The following is a 16,282-nucleotide window of genomic DNA, read 5'->3' as shown; positions in this document are numbered from 1 at the left end:
GCTGAGTGCTGGGTATGTGCGCCTCTGACCCACGAAAGAGCGCAGATACCCAGCACTCAGCGTGGTCTTTGAGGCGTGGAGGGCGTCAGGTGGTGGCGATACCTACCAGCGGGGCGGTCGGGGTCGACGACGGGAGCGGCTGGAAGCCGTAGCGGTCGTAGAACTTCGCGGCCGAGGTGTTCTCGGCGGCGTAGCCGAGGTGCACACCCGGTACGCCCCGTTCCGCGAGCGCCGCGCGGAGGGTGTCGATGAGCTGGGAGCCGAGGCCGCGGCGCTGGAGCACGGGCAGGAGGTCGATGTGCAGGTGGGCAGGGTGGGTCTCGAGCTCGCCGTGGCGCAGGCCGCGGACCATGCGCTCGGGGTCGGCGCCGTCGCGCAGGAGCTGGGCCTCGGTGTAGCCGGGGTGGTGCCCGGTGTCGGGGCCGGGTGCGGGGTGGCGCTCGACGAAGCCCGGTGTCCACTCGCGTGCCCACCACTGGGCGAAGGCGCGGGTGTCGGCGACGGCGACGATGTACCCGGCGGCGCGGCCCTCGTGCTCGACGACCCAGGCGAGGTCGGGGGAGTGGTCCACGTAGGGGAGTGCGTAGACGTCGGGCATGATCAGGTCGGAGGAGTAGACGCCGCGCGCGTCGGTGCCGGCCGCGGCGGTGCGGACGCAGATGTCGGCGACGTCGGCGCGGTCGGCGACGTGGTACTGACGGATGAAGGGCTCGCTCACCGCGACAGACTAGCGTGCTGGTGCGCGCTGCTGGCGTTGCCCCGAGTTTGCCGCGAGAACATGCCGGTCACGGGATCGTCATGGGTTCGCAATGTGCAATTATCGCCCAAGTTCGTTACGGTCGATTTGTCATGCAGAACCTCGAAGAGGAACTCAAGCACATCCATCCGACCGAGACCACGGTGGCGCTGAGGGAGCCCACCGTCGATGACGGAGCAGCGATGTGGCGCCTGGCGCGCGACAGCAAGACGCTGGACCTCAACTCGTCCTACGCGTACCTCCTGTGGGCACGTGACTTCGCCCGGACGTCGGTCGTCGTGACCGTCGACGGCGAACCCGCCGGGTTCGTCACGGGGTACCTCCGGCCCGACGAGCCGACCACGCTGATGGTCTGGCAGGTGGCCGTGGACCACGCCTACCGCGGACAGCGGCTGGCGTCCCGGATGCTCGCGCACCTCGCGGGGCAGCATCCCGGGTGCACCCACGTCGAGACCACCATCACCTCGGACAACACGGCGTCGATCGCCCTGTTCATGTCCTTCGCGTCGGCCCAGGGTGCGCCCGTCGACGTGCGGACCGTCTTCCCCACGGAAGCGTTCCCGGACGGCCACGACGCGGAGCTCGTGTTCCGCATCGGGCCACTCTCCTGACCTGGTCCCGGTCAGACACCCCAGCAGGACCCAGCACGACCGAGCAGCACACACGATCGACCCCAGCCGAACCCGGCCGGCAGCGCCGGATCGCAGAAGGAGCCATGCGCCCGAACACCACCATGCCCACCGGCCCGTCGACCAGCAGCACCAGCAGCAGGACCAGCAGCACCAGCATCTTCGAGGAGCTCGAGTCCCAGGTACGCAGCTACTGCCGTAGCTGGCCCACGACCTTCACCACGGCGTCCGGCAGCACGATCCAGGCCGAGGACGGGCGAAGTTATCTCGACTTCTTCGCCGGAGCGGGCGCCCTGAACTACGGGCACAACCACCCGGTGCTGCTGGACGCGCTGGTCGACTACCTGCGCAGCGGTGGGATCGTGCACGCGCTCGACATGCACACGGCGCCCAAACGGGAGTTCCTGACGACGTTCCGGGACCGGATCCTGGCGCCCCGCGACCTGGACTACAAGGTGATGTTCCCCGGCCCGACCGGCACCAACTCGGTGGAGAGTGCCCTCAAGCTGGCCCGCAAGGTGACCGGCCGGCAGCACATCCTGTCGTTCACCAACGCGTTCCACGGCATGACGCTGGGCGCGCTGTCGGTGACCGGCAACTCGATGAAGCGCAACGGCGCGGGCCTGCCGCTCACCAACAGCTCGAAGATCCCGTACGACGACTACTTCTCGGGTGCCACCGAGGACTTCCTGTGGCTCGAACGGGTGCTGGGCGACAGCGGCTCCGGCGTCGACAAGCCCGCGGCGATCATCGTGGAGACCGTGCAGGGAGAGGGGGGACTCAGCGCGGCGCGGCCCGAGTGGCTGCGTGCGCTGTCCGAGCTGTGCCGCGCCCACGGGATCCTGCTGATCCTGGACGACGTGCAGGCCGGCTGCGGCCGCACGGGTGAGTTCTTCAGCTTCGAGGAGTCGGGCATCGTGCCCGACATCGTGTGCCTGTCGAAGTCGATCTCGGGCTTCGGGCTGTCGATGGCGCTCACGCTGATCCGCCCCGAGCTGGACCAGTGGGAACCCGGTGAGCACAACGGTACGTTCCGCGGCCAGAACACCTCGTTCGTCACGGCCACCGCGGCGCTCAACCAGTTCTGGGCGAACGACACCTTCGCCGAGGGCGTCCGGGCCCGCGCCGTCGCGCTGCACGACGGCCTGGCCCGGATCGCGGACGGGTACGACGGCGCCGTCGTCAAGGGCCGGGGGTTCCTGACCGGCATCAAGTTCCCTGACCCGTCGGCGGCATCCAAGATCGCGGCGGCGTCCTACGAGCGGGGCCTGCTGGTGGAGACGTCCGGGCCCGAGGACGAGGTGCTCAAGACGATGCCCGCGCTGACCGTCGGCCCGGACGAGCTGCGGTCCGGGGTGGACATCATCGCGGCGGCGACGGCGGAGGTGCTGGGCGCACCGGCCGTCCACGACAGCGCTGTCCGCGATGGCGCTGTCCGCGATGGTGCGGGACCAGCCGGACACGAGAACGGAACCGACCCCCGAGGAGAGGACACCAAGTGATCGTCACGCGACTGGCCGACCTGGAGGGCACCGACCGCGACGTCCGGTCCGAGACCTGGCGGAGCCGCCGCCTGGTGCTCGCCAAGGAGGGGGTGGGCTTCTCGTTCCACGAGACCACGATGTACGCCGGCACGGAGACCGAGATGTGGTACGCCAACCACATCGAGGCCGTGTACTGCGTGGGCGGCACCGGTGAGCTGGAGAACCGGGAGACCGGCGAGCGCCACCAGATCTCGGACGGGACGATGTACCTGCTGGACGGCAACGAGAAGCACACGATGCGGCCGACGACGGACCTGCGGCTGATCTGCACGTTCAACCCGCCCGTCACGGGGCGTGAGGTGCACGACGCCGACGGCGTGTACCCGCTGGTGACGGAGGAACGGCAGGCCTGACCCCGCCCCGCGGAGAAGCCGCCCCGCGGAGAAGAGCAACGCCCAGGTCACCGAGGTGACCTGGGCGTTCTCCGTCTCGGGCGCAGCGGCTCGCGTCGGCTGGCCGCGGCGTGCTGGTTCACGTCTCCGTGAGCGCTCCGGAGGTCGACTCCAGGTGGGCGCGGACGAACCAGTGGAACTGCTCGAGGTCGTGCAGGTGCCCGATGAGCAGGTCGTTGGTGACGTCGTCGAGCTTCTCCGTGGCCTCCGCGGCGTTGCGGTGCGCGGTGATGACGCCGGCGTACACGTCGTCCAGTGCCGCGAGGTGCTGGATGGCGGGCGCGCGGCCGAGCGCGTAGTCGTCCCACGTGCGGGAGGCGACGAGCGCGCCGGGGGTGCCGACGGGGACGACGCCGAGGGTGGCGATGCGTTCGGCGATCTGGTCGACCATGGCGCGGACGGCGTCGACCTGCGGGTCGAGCATCTCGTGGACGCCGATGAAGTGCGGCCCCACCACGTTCCAGTGCACGTGCTTGAGGGTCAGGTGCAGGTCGTTCAGCGCGTGCAGTCGCTGCTGGAGGATCTCGGCGACCTCCGCTCCCTCCTCCGGGGTGAGGGACGGGACGGTGTAGCGGGGCAGCTTCGGGGACATCGGGGGTCTCCTGTTCCGGCCGACGATGGGACGCGTCCATCGTCACGCGGTCAGCGGCGAGTCGCCAGCGCGACAAACGCGAGCACGAGCACGGCGAGGGCGGCCAGGAGGACGGCGCCCGGTAGGGCGGCCCCGGAGACGAGCATCGCGAGCGCCGCGAGGAGCGCGGTGCCGCCGAGGACGACGAGGTCGCGTCGCCAGCCGGTGAGCAGGGCGGCGATCTCGGCGCGTCCGCGGGGTGGGACGTGGGCGGCCCACCAGGTGAGGCGGGCGACGAGGTAGCCCTGGAGCGCGACGAGCAGGGACCACGGGTCGAACGCCGGGCCGGAGCCTGTGCCGGGGTCCGGGCTCGGGGCCAGGCCCCAGAAGAGCACGGCGGCCAGGACGAGCGCGCCGGCTGCCGCCGCGGGCGTGGGGCGTGTCGTCAGGAGGATCGCGAACAGGGCGGCCAGGATCCAGACGATCCCTGTGGACAGCTCGGGTGTGCGGGAGGCGGCGGTGAGGAACAGCGCGGGGACGAGGACGAGGAGTGCGACGCGGAGGGTCCAGCCGCGCAGGGTGGGGCCGGTCTCGACGGTGACCTCGGGCAGGGGGCGCGCGGTGGGGTCGTCGGTCAGGCGCAGGCGGGCGCGGGTGAGCTGCAGGAGGTGGGACCAGTCGGCGGGGCGGGTGGGGTTCATGGGGTGCCCGTCCGTCCGGGGACGTGCCGTTCGGCGGCGCGGGCGAGCGTCTCGAACCTGATGGTGGCCTGGTCGCGTTCGGAGCCGGCCCAGCGGACCACGGGTACGCCCTCCCCGGTGAGGGCGGCGAGCCGGTCCTCGCGTTCCAGGCGGGCGATGCGCCAGGCGATGCGGAGGTGGTTCTCGGTGACGGGGTGGACGTCGGGCAGGGTGTCGATGACGACGACGGGGTGGCCCTTGGTGCGCCAGGTGCGCACGAGGTGCAGGGGCTCGTCGTCGAGCACGGTGGTGAAGAGGTAGACGACGGCGTCGGCGGGGACCTGCGGCGGGCGGACCCGGTGGACGGAGGCGCGGTCCTTCGGGTGGGCCAGGGCGAGGCCGTGCACGACGCGGCGCAGGTGGCGGCGGCCGGAGGCGGGCGGCAGGGGTCGGCGGCGTCGGGCGAGGTCCTCGAGGCCGACGCGGTCGCCGCCCTCGACGAGGGCGCGCGCGACGGAGGCGGCGGCGTGCCGGGCGAGGTCGAGGGAGGTGGGCTCGTCGACGCGGAGGGTGCCGTAGCCGCGCCAGGTGTGCAGGTCGGGTCCGACGTCGTCGCGGGAGTCGACGACGAGCACGGCGGTGGCCTCGGCGGTGGCGTAGGTGCGGCGCACGTAGAGGGTGTCGAGGTCGGGGGAGCGGCGGGCGGTGGTGCGCCAGTCGATGCGGCGCAGGCGGTCGCCCGGGGTGAAGGGGTGGATGTCGCGCAGCTCGGCGCCGTCGCCCAGGCGGCGCGACGAGTGGGGGCCGGTGAGGCCGCGCAGGCGCTGCGGGAGGGGTAGCCGGCCGAGGGGCGCTGCGGCGGGCAGGACGAGGCGGCGGGTGCCGTCGACCTGGACGGGCTCCTGCTCCCAGGTCGTGTGGAGCGAGCCGCGCAGGTCGATCGCGAACGTGTCCTGCGGCCCGGTGCGGACGGACGACAGGCGCAGCGCGACGTCGCGGGCGGTGGCCTCGTGGGTCGGCTGGGTCGGCTGGGTCGGCTGGGTCGCGCGCAGGGCCACCTCGGTGGTGCGGTGCCCGGCGGCCCCGATGCGCAGGTGCACGACGTCGGCGGCGCCGGGGACGACGCGCAGCGTGGCGGTGAGCTCGCCGGCGGTGGCCGAGCCCTCGGGTTCCTGCAGGCTGCCGCGCGGTTCGGCGTCCTCACCGTCCGGGCCCGGGCCGGGGCGCCCGGCCCGGGCCCAGGCCGCGGCGAGCAGTCCGGGCACACCGATCAGCGCGAGGTCGGCCCGCCCGCCGAGCACACCCAGGGCGAGCAGGACGACGCCCGCCACGACGGCCGCGGTGTACGCGGACGTGAGCTGCCAGCCCGGGGCGCGATCAGCCGTCATCGCGACCGGACGGTGGCCGGGGTCGGCACGGCCCGCAGGAGGTCGGAGACGACGCTCTCCGGGCGGGTCGCGGAGGCCCACGCGGTCGGGGTGAGCGTGATGCGGTGCGCGAGCACGGGGACCGCGACGCGCTTGACGTCCTCAGGCAGCACGTAGTCGCGGCCGTCCAGGACGGCGACGGCGCGGGCCAGGAGCACGAGGTTCTGCGACCCGCGGGGTGAGGCGCCGACCTCCAGGGCGGTGTGCCCGCGGGTCGACGCCGCCAGGTCGACGCAGTAGCGCACGACGTCGGGGTCCACGGCCACGGCCTCGGTGCCGGCCTGCATGGCGAGCACCGTCGCGGGATCGACGACCTGGCGCACGGGCGCGGCCTCCTGCCGGCGGGCGAGCCGCCGGGTCAGGACCTCGGCCTCCTGGTCGGCGTCGGGGTAGCCCACGGCGAGCCGCACCATGAACCGGTCGAGCTGCGCCTCGGGCAGCGGGTAGGTGCCCTCGTACTCGACGGGGTTGGACGTCGCCAGCACGTGGAACGGGCGGGGCAGCGGCCGGCTGGTGCCCTCGATGGAGACCTGCCGCTCCGCCATCGCCTCCAGCAGCGCCGACTGGGTCTTCGGGGCGGTGCGGTTGATCTCGTCGGCCAGGAACAGGCCGGTGAACACCGGGCCGGGCCGGAACTCGAACGTGCGGGTGGCCGGGTCGAACACGGACGACCCGGTGATGTCGGCCGGCAGGAGGTCCGGGGTGCACTGCAGGCGGGCGAAGTCGAGGCCCAGCGCTGCGGCCAGCGACCGGGCCGCGAGCGTCTTGCCGAGCCCGGGCACGTCCTCGAACAGCACGTGCCCGCCCGCGAGGATGGTCGCCAGCGCGATCTGGAGCGCGTCCCGCATGCCGACGACGGCCGTACCGACCTCGGCCAGGACCCGTTCGCCGAGCTCGGCGACGTCGGCGACGGGCAGAGGGCGCGCGGCTCCCGCGCTCGTGCTCGCGCTCGCGCTCGTGCTGGGACCGTCGTCCGGGGCTTCGTTCAGGTCAGGCACGGTTCTCCTCGGGGGTGGGCACGGAGTTCGGGGTGGGCGCGAAGCCGGGGGCGGCGGTACCGGAGGCGGTCGCGGCGGGCGTGGTCTGAGCGGTGGCCGAGCGTGCCGCGGGAGCCGCCCCCAGGCGTTCGATCGCGTCGAGCCAGGACTGCAGGGTCCGGGCCGTCGGCGCCTGGCGGGAGGTGAGCCCCCGGACCACGCGTGCGCCGAGCAGCCGCTCGACGTCGGGCGTCGCCGCGGGATCGGAGGGGTCCACGCCGTGGGCACGGACCCGGTCGGCGGCGAGCGCCCGGACGCGGCGCACGACACGTTCGGTGACGCGTCCGTCGCGGGTGAAGGTGGACCAGCTCAGGTCGGAGACGTCGTGCCGTCCGCCGGCGCGGGCCTCGGTGACGACGCGGGGCCACTCGGGGTCGGGGTCGGCGTTCTCGGTCCTGGACCAGAGCGCGGCCAGGGCGACGACGACGGCCGCGGCCGCGGCGGCGTGCCAGGGGTCGATGATCTGCCAGAAGGCGAGCCCGGCGGCGACGACGACCGCGGTGACCGTGATCGCGGTGAGGCGCCGCCAGTTCCAGTGCCGGTTCATCGGGGTCCGCGCTCCTCTCCGGGGCCGGCTTGTCCGACGTCGGGCCCGTCGACGTCGAGCGTGCGGGCGATGTCCGCGAGCGCCGTGCGGGCCTGGGCGACGGTGGTGGTGTCGATGGGGCGGTCGGTGAAGCGGGCGCGCTGGTAGAGGGTGCGCAGGCGGGTGACGGCGTCGGGTGGGGCGGGGGTGGCGGCGAGGACGGTGCTGGTGAACTCGGTGGGGGTCTGGGCGGGGTCGCGGCGGGTGCCGGCGCGGGCTGCTGCTTCTTCGAGGGCTACCCAGGCGGCGACGACGGCGTCGCGGGGGCGGGCGTGTCCTTCGAGGTGCTTGAGGGCGCGGGTGACGGCGTCCTGCAGCTCGGGGAGGTCGATGTCGTCGCCGTGGGTGTCGGTGGTGGTGCCGGCGGCGAGGTGGTCGGGGTCGGTGTCGGTGGGTTCTCGGCGGATGGTCAGGAGCTTGCGGACGGCGAGGGTGATGAGGGCGGCGATCAGCAGGCCGAGGAGGGTGGCGAGGACCAGGACGACCCAGCGGTTGTCGGTGGGGTCGGGCTGTTGGGCGGGTGGTGCTTGGGGGGTGCCGGAGGGTGCGGGCTGGGACTGCGGGGCCTGGGAGATCTCGACGGTGGGCAGGCGGGGGGTGCTGAAGGTCCAGGGGGTGGCGGTGGCCGCGCCGAGCACGGCGACGACGACGAGCGCGCAGATCAGGGCGAGGCGTGCTCGGGGCGCTGTGCGTGGTGTCGGCTGTGGCATCCGTCGTTGGCTCTCGTGCGTCATCCGGTGGTGAGCCGGTGGGCGTGGACGCCGGCGACGGCGGCCGCGACGAAGGAGGCGGGGTCGGCGTCGAGGCCGCGGCCCATGGTGCGCAGCCCGCCGGGGGAGGTGCGCAGGGTGTCGAGGAGGGTGGTGTCGGCGGGGACGTCGACGAGGGTGTGCGGGGTGGTCCCGGCCAGGGCGCGGGCCTGGTCCTGGACGCGGGCGGTCAGGGGGGCGCCCCAGGCGGGCAGGTTCTCGACGTCGGCGGTGGGGACGGGGACGGGGACGTCGGCGGGGGCGAGGGCGACGCGCCCGTAGGCGGTCAGGGAGTGGTGGGAGACGCCGAGGTGGCGGTCGCGGGGGTCGGCGCCGGAGACGCGCAGGGAGGCGACGGCGCGGCCGCCGAGGGTGGCGGTGGCGTTGACGGCCTCGCCGGCGGCGACGCCGGAGTAGCCCCAGCGGGTGCCGGTGCCGAGGTTGCCGGGGCCCTGGGTGACGACGGCGACGTCGCACCCGGCGACGTGCCGGGCGGCGAGGAGGCCGGTGTGCACGGTGACGGCCTCGAGGTCGCCGCCGTAGGCCTGGCCGACGGTGACGCAGGTGGTCAGCCAGTCGGTCTCGCGCAGGGCGGCGACGGTGCGGGAGAACGCGGCGGGCAGGGCGCCGCCGTCGGTCATGACGTAGGCGACCTTCAGGTCGCCGGGTGCGCGTCCGGCGGCGGTGGCGGCGTGGCGCAGCCCGGCGACGACGGCGGGCAGCGCGGAGTGCAGGTCGGCGACGACGACGGGCATGCCGTCGAGGCTGTCGGCGTCGGCCAGGGTGGTGTGGTGGGGCGACTCCTGCTCGTCGACGCCGAGCACCATGGTCTGCAGGGGTGTGTACCGGGCCTTGACGAGGTGGCCGGGGCCGACCACGGGGTCGGGCGGCAGCGTGGTGCCGGGTGCGGCGGGGCCGACGACGAGGGCGTACCCGCCGGTGCCGAGGCCGCGGGCCAGCGCGGACACGTTCAGCAGCAGCGTGTCGCCGGCGGCGGGCTCGCCCACGAGGTCGGTGTAGGCCAGGGCGCGGACCGTCAACGATCCGGACGCGTCGTCCCCGGGCAGGGGCCGGTCGAGCGTCACCTGGAGCTCGAGGGCTCCCGGCCACGACTTGCCTGTGGAAATCACGGTCCCGATCCGCCACGTCATCACACGGTGGAGGTTACCGCCCGATACCGTTGTCCTGATGTCCAGCGACCTGCCCCCCACCTCGTCTCCCACGGTGCCACCCGGTGCGTCATCCGGCACGCCGTCGAGCCAGCCCGCCACCCCCGCGCTGAACCCGGCCGAGCGCCTCCTGAATCTTGTCATCGCGCTCGTGAACACGAACGCGGCCATGACCAAGCAGCAGGTGCGCACCGCCGTGGCCGGCTACTCGGACGCGCCCAGCGACGAGGCGTTCGAGCGGATGTTCGAGCGGGACAAGGACATGCTGCGGGCCCTGGGCATCCCCGTGGTGACGGTCGGCACCGGCGGGCACACCGACGAGCTCGGGTACCGCATCGACCAGGACGCGTACGCGCTGCCGTCGATCGACCTGACGCCCGCGGAGCTCGGCGTGCTGTCGCTGGCCGCGCAGTTCTGGCAGGACAAGACGCTGCAGACCGACATCACGCGTGCCATGGTCAAGCTGCGCGCCGCGGGGGCGGGTGACCCGTCGGCCGACGCGCTGGCCGGGCTCGCGCCGTCCGTGCGCGCCGTCGGCGACGCCTACGGGCCGCTCATGGAGGCCATCGAGGCCCGCCGTGTGGTGACGTTCAGCTACCGCGCCGCGTACAACGGGGCCGTGCTGACCCGGCACGTCGAGCCGTGGCGCATCGCCGCGCGCGACGGCGGCTGGTACCTCATGTGCTTCGACCGCGACCGGCAGGCCCCGCGCGTGTTCCGCATGTCGCGCATCGAGTCGCGCGTGCGCGTCATCGGCCCCGCGAACGCCTACGAGGTGCCCGACTTCGACACCGACGCCATGCTGGGCGGCGGGCCGCACGGCGAGATGCGGGAGGCCGTCGTCGCCGTCCGCCCCGAGCGCGCGAGCGCGCTGCGTGCCCGCGCGAAGGCCGTGCCCGACGGCGAGCGCAGCGCCTACGACGCGCGCCTGGCCCGCACCCCCGCGGCGCGGGCCGGTGAACCCACGGGGTGGGACATCCTGCAGGTGCCCTACCGGTCGCTGACCGGCCTGGCGTCCGAGGCGGCCGGGTACGGCGCCGCGCTCGTCGTCCTGGAGCCCGAGTCCGTGCGGGAGGAGACCGTGCGCCGGCTCGCCGCGGCCGCGGCACTGGGCGTACAGGGCGTCGGGATGGAGGTGTCCCGTGGCTGAGCGCGCCGACGACAGGCTCCTGCGCCTGCTGGGCATCGTCGCCTACCTCGACGGCGCCGGGCCCGTGTCCGTGGCCGACCTCGCCGGCCGGTTCGGCACCACGCCCGCCCAGATCCAGAAGGACGTCGACGCCCTGTGGGTGTCCGGCACCCCCGGGTACTGGCCCGACGACCTCATCGACTTCGACGCCGCCTCCATCGACCGCGGCGTCGTGCACCTGACCGAGGCGCGCGGCATGACCCGGCCCCTGCGCCTCGGCACCCGCGAGGCCGTCGCCCTGGTCGCGGCCCTGCGGGCGATGAAGGCGACCGGCGCCGTCCAGGCCGACCCCGCGCGGTCCGCCGTCGTCGAGTCCGCGCTGCGCAAGCTCACCGACGCCACCGGGGAGGCCGCGAGCGCCGTGGACGTGCGGCTCGCGCCGGGCGGTGACAAGCAGGTCGTGGCCGCGATCTCGTCGGCGCTGGCGAACCGGCACCGGTTGCGGATCCGGTACGTGACGTCGTCGGACGTCGTCAGTGAGCGGGACGTGGACCCGGTGCGCCTGCACACGCAGGACGAGTTCGCCTACCTCGCGGCGTGGTGCTACCGGGCGCAGGCGCCGCGTACGTTCCGGGTGGATCGCATCCTGGAGGCCACGGAGACGGACGTGCCGGTGCAGGCGCACCCGGGGCAGGAGCCGGAGATAGATTTCGGTGCGCTGTTCGCGGGTGGTTCCTCGCCGCTGGCGACGATCCGGTTCGCGCCGCGGGCGCGGTGGTTCGCGGAGGAGGTGCCGGTCGAGTCGGTGCGCAACCTGCCGGACGGCGACTTCGAGGTGACGCTGCGGGTGACGAACCCGGGGTGGCTGCGCAGCACCCTGATCCGGCTCGCGCCGCTGGTGCGGTCGGTCTCGCCGGAGGCCCTGGCCGCGGACGTCGCGGGTGCGGCCACGGCCGCGCTGGCCCTGTACGGGGACGATGACGGCGCGGGCGACGCAGCCACATCGGCCGATCAGCACTAGGCTGGGCGACCATGTGGTTCTGGGTATGGACCCTCTTGATCGTGGGCACCCTCGTCGGGGCGTTCTTCCTGGCCCGTTCGCTGTGGCGTTCGGCCAGGGGGCTCCTGGAGGAGCTGGGGCGGGCCTCGCAGCGGTTCGGCGAGTCGGCCGACCGGCTGCAGGAGGCGTCCGACCGGGCGCGGGAGGCGGCGGGCACGCAGCACGCCGGGCCGAGCCTGTTCGACGACGTGACGATCCACTACCAGCGCGTCCACGCGCAACGGGTGGCGCGCGCGGGACGCAGGGACGCGCGCCGCGCACGGAACGTCGCGACCTGGCAGAAGTGGAAGCACTTCAACGAGTAGGTGCCTGTTGGTGCGGCAATTGGTGGTGGGTCGGCCGGATTCCGGGGCCGCGCTACCCTCCGTCCACCGGGGGGCTACCAACAGGCCCCCCGGATCCGCGTAGGATCGGGCATATCCGCACCACAATCAGCACCGCACCGTAAGGAGTCACCATGGGCGCCATGCAGCCGTGGCACTGGATCGTCCTGCTCGTCGTCGTCCTGCTGCTCTTCGGGTCCACCCGTCTGCCGGGTCTGGCCAAGAGCGTGGGTCAGTCGATGAAGATCTTCAAGAAGGAGATCAAGGACATGCGCGACGACCGGTCGGACGCCGACGGCAACGCTGCCGACAACGCACCGGGCGCCTCGACCACCACGTCCACCACGACCACCGGTTCGACCACCGGCTCGGGTTCGACCCCCGGCTTGATCGACCCCAAGGACCGCGACATCCCCAAGGCCTGATCGGTGGCGCGTACGAGACGGGCGTCCGACGGTCGGATGCCGCTGCTCGAGCACCTGCTCGAGCTCCGCAAGAGGTTTGTCCTGATCGCCGTCGGCCTGGTGGTGGGTGCCATCGCCGGGTGGTTGCTCTACGACCCGCTGCTGGTCCTGCTCCAGCGTCCGCTCGTCGTGGCGGAGGAGATGCGGGGCAACGAGATGACCCTGAACTTCGCCGGGCCGATGGCGGCGTTGGACCTGAAGATCAAGTCGTCGTTGTTCCTGGCCGTGTTCCTGACCTGCCCGTGGTGGCTGTACCAGGTATGGGCGTTCATCACGCCGGGTCTGAACAAGAACGAGAAGAAGTACGCGTACGGGTTCGTCGGCGCGGCGTTCCCGCTGTTCCTCGGCGGCGCGTACATGGCGTGGCTGGTGTTCCCGCACGCGATCCAGATCCTGTCGGGGTTCCTGCCGGACGACGCGACCGCGTTCACCAACGCCCAGGAGTACCTGTCGCTGGTGATGCGGCTCCTGATCGCGTTCGGGCTCGCGTTCCTGTCGCCGGTGCTGCTGGTCGGCCTGAACTTCGCCGGCCTGCTGTCGGGCAAGGCGCTGCTGGGCGGCTGGCGGTGGGCCATCCTCGTGGCGTTCACGTTCGCGGCGATCATCACGCCGACGCCGGACGCGCTGACGATGATCCTGGTGGCACTGCCGATCTGCGTGCTGTACTTCGCGGCCGTCGGCGTGTCGTTCCTGCACGACCGGCGTGTCGAGAAGCGGTTCGCCGACGCCGAGCTCTGACAGCCTGCGGTCCCTGTGTGACACACCCGGTGTCATACCGGTGTGTCACACAGGGACCGTAGGCTGTGCACCATGAACGACCTGAGCCCCGCCGAGCGGTACTCGGCCTTCCGGTCCCAGAGCCGTTCGGCGGCCGAGCACCCGGAGCTGACCCTCTTCCGGGAGGTCATCGGCTTCGAGCTCGACGACTTCCAGGTCGCAGCCTGCGAGGCCCTCGAACAGGGGCGTGGCGTGCTGGTCGCGGCCCCGACCGGGGCGGGCAAGACCGTCGTGGGCGAGTTCGCCGTGCACCTGGCACTGGCCTCTGGACGCAAGGCGTTCTACACGACGCCGATCAAGGCCCTGTCCAACCAGAAGTACGCCGACCTCGTGCGCCGGCACGGCCCCGAGAACGTGGGCCTGCTGACCGGCGACTCCACGATCAACGGCGAGGCACCCGTGGTGGTCATGACCACCGAGGTGCTGCGCAACATGCTCTACGCCGGGTCCTCGACCCTGGACGGGCTGGCGTACGTCGTCATGGACGAGGTGCACTACCTGGCCGACCGCTTCCGCGGCCCCGTGTGGGAAGAGGTCATCATCCACCTCTCCGACGACGTGCAGCTCGTCTCCCTGAGTGCCACCGTGTCCAACGCGGAGGAGTTCGGTGACTGGCTGGAGATGGTGCGTGGCGACACCGCTGTCGTCGTCTCCGAGCGGCGGCCCGTGCCCCTGTGGCAGCACGTGCTCATGTCCTCGCCCGAGCCGCGCGGCAAGCCTCGCATGCTCGACCTGTACGCCGGGCACGTCGACCCGACCGACCCCGGCACCAACCCGCCCATCAACCCCGACCTGACCGCCGCGTTCCGGTCCGGGCGCGGCGGCAACCGCCCCGGCGACCACGGTGGACCCGGCGGCGGACGAGGCCGCGGGCGCGGCCGGGGCGACCGCGGGTACCGCGGCGGCAACGGGCGCCGCATCGACGGCCCGAGCGGCGCCGTCGGGCCCGGACGGCGCACCCCGCCGCGGTTCATCGTCATCGACGCCCTGAACGCCGACGCCCTGCTGCCCGCGATCTACTTCGTGTTCTCCCGCGCGGGCTGCGAGGCCGCCGTCGACCAGTGCCTCAAGGCCGGGCTGCGGCTGACCACCCCGCAGGAGGAGGCCACGATCCGCTCGGTCGTGGAGGAGCGCACCGCCGCCATCCCGCCCGAGGACCTCGACGTGCTCGGGTACTGGGCCTGGTCCCAGGCGCTGGCGCGCGGCATCGCCGCCCACCACGCCGGCATGCTGCCCGTGTTCAAGGAGACCGTCGAGGACCTGTTCGAACGCGGCCTGGTCAAGGTCGTGTTCGCCACCGAGACCCTCGCGCTCGGCATCAACATGCCCGCCCGGTCCGTCGTGCTGGACAAGCTCGTCAAGTGGGACGGCTCCAGCCACGTCCCCGTCACCCCCGGCGAGTTCACGCAGCTCACCGGCCGCGCCGGGCGCCGCGGCATCGACGTCGAGGGCCACGCCGTCGTCGTCGACCACCCCGCCCTGGACCCCGTGGCGCTGGCCGGCCTCGCGTCCAAGCGCCTGTACCCGCTCAAGTCCAGCTTCCGGCCCACGTACAACATGGCCGTCAACCTCGTCGCCCAGGTCGGCCGCGACCGCGCCCGCGAGGTCCTGGAGACCTCGTTCGCGCAGTTCCAGGCCGACCGCGGCGTCGTCGGCCTGGCCAAGCAGGCCCAGGCGCACGCCGAGGCCCTCGACGGGTACGCCAAGGCCATGTCCTGCACCGAAGGCGACTTCGGCGAGTACATGGACCTGCGGCGCGCCATCAAGGACCGCGAGCGCGAGCTGTCCCGTGCGGCGTCGGGCGCGCGGCGGGCGGAGGTCGTGGCGTCCCTGGAGAACCTGCGGCGCGGCGACGTCGTCGAGGTGCCGTCCGGGCGGCGGCGCGGGTACGTGCTCGTGCTCGACCCGGGGGAGCCCGGCGGGTTCGACGGGCCGCGGCCCACGGTGCTGACCCAGGAGCGGCAGGTCAAGAAGCTGACCCTGGCCGATGCGCCCGACGGCCTGGAGACCGTCACCACGGTGAAGATCCCCAAGGCGTTCAACCCCCGCAAGCCCGACGCGCGCCGCGACCTGGTCTCGTCCATGCGCAACGCGCTGGGCGTGCTGGCGGACGACGTGCCGTCGGCGCACTCCACGACGTCGCCGTCGCGCAGCGCGGCGAGCCGGGCCGCGCGCGGCGGCCGGCCCGCGATCGGCCGCCGGTCGGACGCCGCCACCGACACCGAGCTGGCGCGCCTGCGCAAGGCGCTCAAGGCCCACCCGTGCCACGCCTGCCCCGAACGGGACGACCACGCCCGGTGGGCCGAGCGCTGGAACAAGCTCAAGCGGGAGCACGACCAGCTCGTGCGCCGCGTCGAGGGCCGCACCGGGTCGATCGCCCGCACCTTCGACCGCACCCTCGACGTGCTGCTCACCCTCGGATACCTGCAGCGCACCGGCAGTGACACCAGCACCGCCGGGCGGATCCGCGTGACCGACGACGGCCGCTGGCTGCGCCGCCTGTACGCGGAGAACGACCTGCTGCTGGCCGAGTGCCTGCGCCGCGGCGTGTGGGACGGGCTCGACGCCGCGGGCCTGGCCGCCGTCGTGTCCACGGTCGTCTACCAGGGGCGGCGCGACGACGCCCCCGACCCGTACATCCCGGGCGGGCCGACCGGCCGGCTCGCGGGTGTCCTGGACGACACCCAGCGGGTGTGGTCCGAGGTCGACGACCTGGAGGAGGCGCACGGCATCGACGCGACCGGGCCGCTCGACCTGGGCCTCGTGGGTGCGATGTACCGGTGGGCGTCGGGCAAGGGCCTGGACAGCGTGCTGCGCGGCTCCGACCTGGCCGCCGGCGACTTCGTGCGGTGGTGCAAGCAGGTGGTCGACGTGCTGGACCAGCTCGGCGGCGCCGCGCCGTCGGACAAGCTGCGCGCCACCGCGCGCAAGGCGCAGGACGCCGTGCTGCGCGGGGTGGTGGCCTACTCCAGCCTCTGAACAGGCCCT

The 16,282-nt window shown here is 73.3% G+C and carries 17 protein-coding genes; 9 read left to right on the top strand and 8 right to left on the bottom strand.

Annotated features, from left to right (window positions below; translation table 11 throughout):
• Positions 1-85: 85 nt before the first annotated feature.
• Positions 86-718 (bottom strand): GNAT family N-acetyltransferase, encoded by a 633-nt coding sequence (locus ACH45N_RS15440; RefSeq protein WP_397395323.1) that lies wholly within the window; start codon positions 716-718, stop codon positions 86-88.
• A 131-nt stretch (positions 719-849) separates the two neighbouring features.
• Here ACH45N_RS15440 and ectA point away from each other — a divergent pair, with 131 nt between their 5' ends.
• From ectA to ACH45N_RS15425, 3 genes are all read left to right on the top strand, one after another.
• Entirely contained in the window at positions 850-1,368 is a 519-nt protein-coding gene (gene ectA / locus ACH45N_RS15435; RefSeq protein ID WP_397395321.1) for a diaminobutyrate acetyltransferase, read from the top strand.
• A gap of 104 nt (positions 1,369-1,472) precedes the next feature.
• Positions 1,473-2,888, top strand: coding sequence for a diaminobutyrate--2-oxoglutarate transaminase (gene ectB, locus ACH45N_RS15430; RefSeq protein ID WP_397395319.1), 1,416 nt, complete (start codon positions 1,473-1,475; stop codon positions 2,886-2,888).
• Complete coding sequence (locus tag ACH45N_RS15425) at positions 2,885-3,283, top strand: ectoine synthase (protein ID WP_397395317.1); 399 nt, start codon at positions 2,885-2,887, stop codon at positions 3,281-3,283. The genes ectB and ACH45N_RS15425 overlap by 4 nt, the downstream gene beginning before the upstream one ends.
• Positions 3,284-3,401: 118 nt before the next feature.
• Here ACH45N_RS15425 and ACH45N_RS15420 read toward each other — a convergent pair whose 3' ends face one another.
• From ACH45N_RS15420 to ACH45N_RS15390, 7 genes are read right to left on the bottom strand one after another with little or no spacing between them, the layout of a single operon-like run.
• On the bottom strand, positions 3,402-3,914 hold the full coding sequence (locus ACH45N_RS15420; protein ID WP_397395315.1) for a Dps family protein: 513 nt from the start codon (positions 3,912-3,914) through the stop codon (positions 3,402-3,404).
• 50 nt (positions 3,915-3,964) lie between these two features.
• Complete coding sequence (locus tag ACH45N_RS15415; protein ID WP_397395313.1) at positions 3,965-4,594, bottom strand: hypothetical protein; 630 nt, start codon at positions 4,592-4,594, stop codon at positions 3,965-3,967.
• A complete protein-coding gene (locus ACH45N_RS15410; RefSeq protein ID WP_397395311.1) occupies positions 4,591-5,961 on the bottom strand; it encodes a DUF58 domain-containing protein in 1,371 nt (456 codons plus the stop codon). Before ACH45N_RS15410 ends, ACH45N_RS15415 begins: the two co-directional genes overlap by 4 nt.
• Positions 5,958-6,989: an AAA family ATPase gene (locus ACH45N_RS15405; protein WP_397397473.1), complete on the bottom strand. Its 1,032-nt coding sequence runs from the start codon at positions 6,987-6,989 to the stop codon at positions 5,958-5,960. The genes ACH45N_RS15410 and ACH45N_RS15405 overlap by 4 nt, the downstream gene beginning before the upstream one ends.
• A gap of 1 nt (position 6,990) precedes the next feature.
• Entirely contained in the window at positions 6,991-7,584 is a 594-nt protein-coding gene (locus ACH45N_RS15400) for a hypothetical protein (RefSeq protein WP_397395309.1), read from the bottom strand.
• Positions 7,581-8,333, bottom strand: a complete 753-nt coding sequence (locus ACH45N_RS15395) for a DUF4129 domain-containing protein (protein ID WP_397395307.1) — start codon at positions 8,331-8,333, stop codon at positions 7,581-7,583. Before ACH45N_RS15395 ends, ACH45N_RS15400 begins: the two co-directional genes overlap by 4 nt.
• 20 nt (positions 8,334-8,353) lie before the next feature.
• Positions 8,354-9,526, bottom strand: a complete 1,173-nt coding sequence (locus ACH45N_RS15390) for a DUF3866 family protein (RefSeq protein ID WP_397395305.1) — start codon at positions 9,524-9,526, stop codon at positions 8,354-8,356.
• 34 nt (positions 9,527-9,560) lie between these two features.
• Between ACH45N_RS15390 and ACH45N_RS15385 the strand changes: the two genes are divergently transcribed.
• The 6 genes from ACH45N_RS15385 to ACH45N_RS15360 all read left to right on the top strand — a co-directional run bounded on the left by ACH45N_RS15385 (position 9,561) and on the right by ACH45N_RS15360 (position 16,273).
• Positions 9,561-10,691: a helix-turn-helix transcriptional regulator gene (locus tag ACH45N_RS15385; RefSeq protein WP_397395303.1), complete on the top strand. Its 1,131-nt coding sequence runs from the start codon at positions 9,561-9,563 to the stop codon at positions 10,689-10,691.
• Positions 10,684-11,691, top strand: coding sequence for a helix-turn-helix transcriptional regulator (locus ACH45N_RS15380; RefSeq protein WP_397395301.1), 1,008 nt, complete (start codon positions 10,684-10,686; stop codon positions 11,689-11,691). Before ACH45N_RS15385 ends, ACH45N_RS15380 begins: the two co-directional genes overlap by 8 nt.
• Before the next feature lie 11 nt (positions 11,692-11,702).
• Positions 11,703-12,035: a hypothetical protein gene (locus ACH45N_RS15375; protein WP_397395299.1), complete on the top strand. Its 333-nt coding sequence runs from the start codon at positions 11,703-11,705 to the stop codon at positions 12,033-12,035.
• A gap of 152 nt (positions 12,036-12,187) precedes the next feature.
• The gene (tatA, locus tag ACH45N_RS15370; RefSeq protein ID WP_397395297.1) at positions 12,188-12,478 is read left to right on the top strand and encodes a Sec-independent protein translocase subunit TatA; all 291 of its coding nucleotides are present in this window, start codon (positions 12,188-12,190) and stop codon (positions 12,476-12,478) included.
• Between the two features lie 36 nt (positions 12,479-12,514).
• Positions 12,515-13,255, top strand: a complete 741-nt coding sequence (gene tatC / locus ACH45N_RS15365) for a twin-arginine translocase subunit TatC (protein ID WP_397397471.1) — start codon at positions 12,515-12,517, stop codon at positions 13,253-13,255.
• 72 nt (positions 13,256-13,327) lie between these two features.
• A complete protein-coding gene (locus ACH45N_RS15360; protein WP_397395295.1) occupies positions 13,328-16,273 on the top strand; it encodes a DEAD/DEAH box helicase in 2,946 nt (981 codons plus the stop codon).
• Positions 16,274-16,282 lie beyond the last annotated feature (9 nt).

It is taken from the genome of Promicromonospora sp. NPDC019610 (assembly GCF_044389365.1).
Classification (GTDB): Bacteria; Actinomycetota; Actinomycetes; order Actinomycetales; family Cellulomonadaceae; genus Promicromonospora.
The sequence above is the reverse complement of the archived record's forward strand: the minus strand, read 5'-3'. Positions and strand labels throughout refer to the sequence as shown.

What these genes read in the sequence shown, in the direction of transcription:
- ACH45N_RS15360 (WP_397395295.1), top strand. Translation starts at nt 13,328, where the DNA reads ATGAACGACCTGAGCCCCGCCGAGCGGTACTCGGCCTTCCGGTCCCAG.
- tatA (WP_397395297.1), top strand. Translation starts at nt 12,188, where the DNA reads ATGGGCGCCATGCAGCCGTGGCACTGGATCGTCCTGCTCGTCGTCGTC.
- ACH45N_RS15420 (WP_397395315.1), bottom strand. Translation starts at nt 3,914, where the DNA reads ATGTCCCCGAAGCTGCCCCGCTACACCGTCCCGTCCCTCACCCCGGAG.
- ACH45N_RS15400 (WP_397395309.1), bottom strand. Translation starts at nt 7,584, where the DNA reads ATGAACCGGCACTGGAACTGGCGGCGCCTCACCGCGATCACGGTCACC.
- ectA (WP_397395321.1), top strand. Translation starts at nt 850, where the DNA reads ATGCAGAACCTCGAAGAGGAACTCAAGCACATCCATCCGACCGAGACC.
- ACH45N_RS15395 (WP_397395307.1), bottom strand. Translation starts at nt 8,333, where the DNA reads ATGCCACAGCCGACACCACGCACAGCGCCCCGAGCACGCCTCGCCCTG.
- ACH45N_RS15375 (WP_397395299.1), top strand. Translation starts at nt 11,703, where the DNA reads ATGTGGTTCTGGGTATGGACCCTCTTGATCGTGGGCACCCTCGTCGGG.
- ACH45N_RS15410 (WP_397395311.1), bottom strand. Translation starts at nt 5,961, where the DNA reads ATGACGGCTGATCGCGCCCCGGGCTGGCAGCTCACGTCCGCGTACACC.
- tatC (WP_397397471.1), top strand. Translation starts at nt 12,515, where the DNA reads ATGCCGCTGCTCGAGCACCTGCTCGAGCTCCGCAAGAGGTTTGTCCTG.
- ectB (WP_397395319.1), top strand. Translation starts at nt 1,473, where the DNA reads ATGCGCCCGAACACCACCATGCCCACCGGCCCGTCGACCAGCAGCACC.
- ACH45N_RS15415 (WP_397395313.1), bottom strand. Translation starts at nt 4,594, where the DNA reads ATGAACCCCACCCGCCCCGCCGACTGGTCCCACCTCCTGCAGCTCACC.
- ACH45N_RS15385 (WP_397395303.1), top strand. Translation starts at nt 9,561, where the DNA reads ATGTCCAGCGACCTGCCCCCCACCTCGTCTCCCACGGTGCCACCCGGT.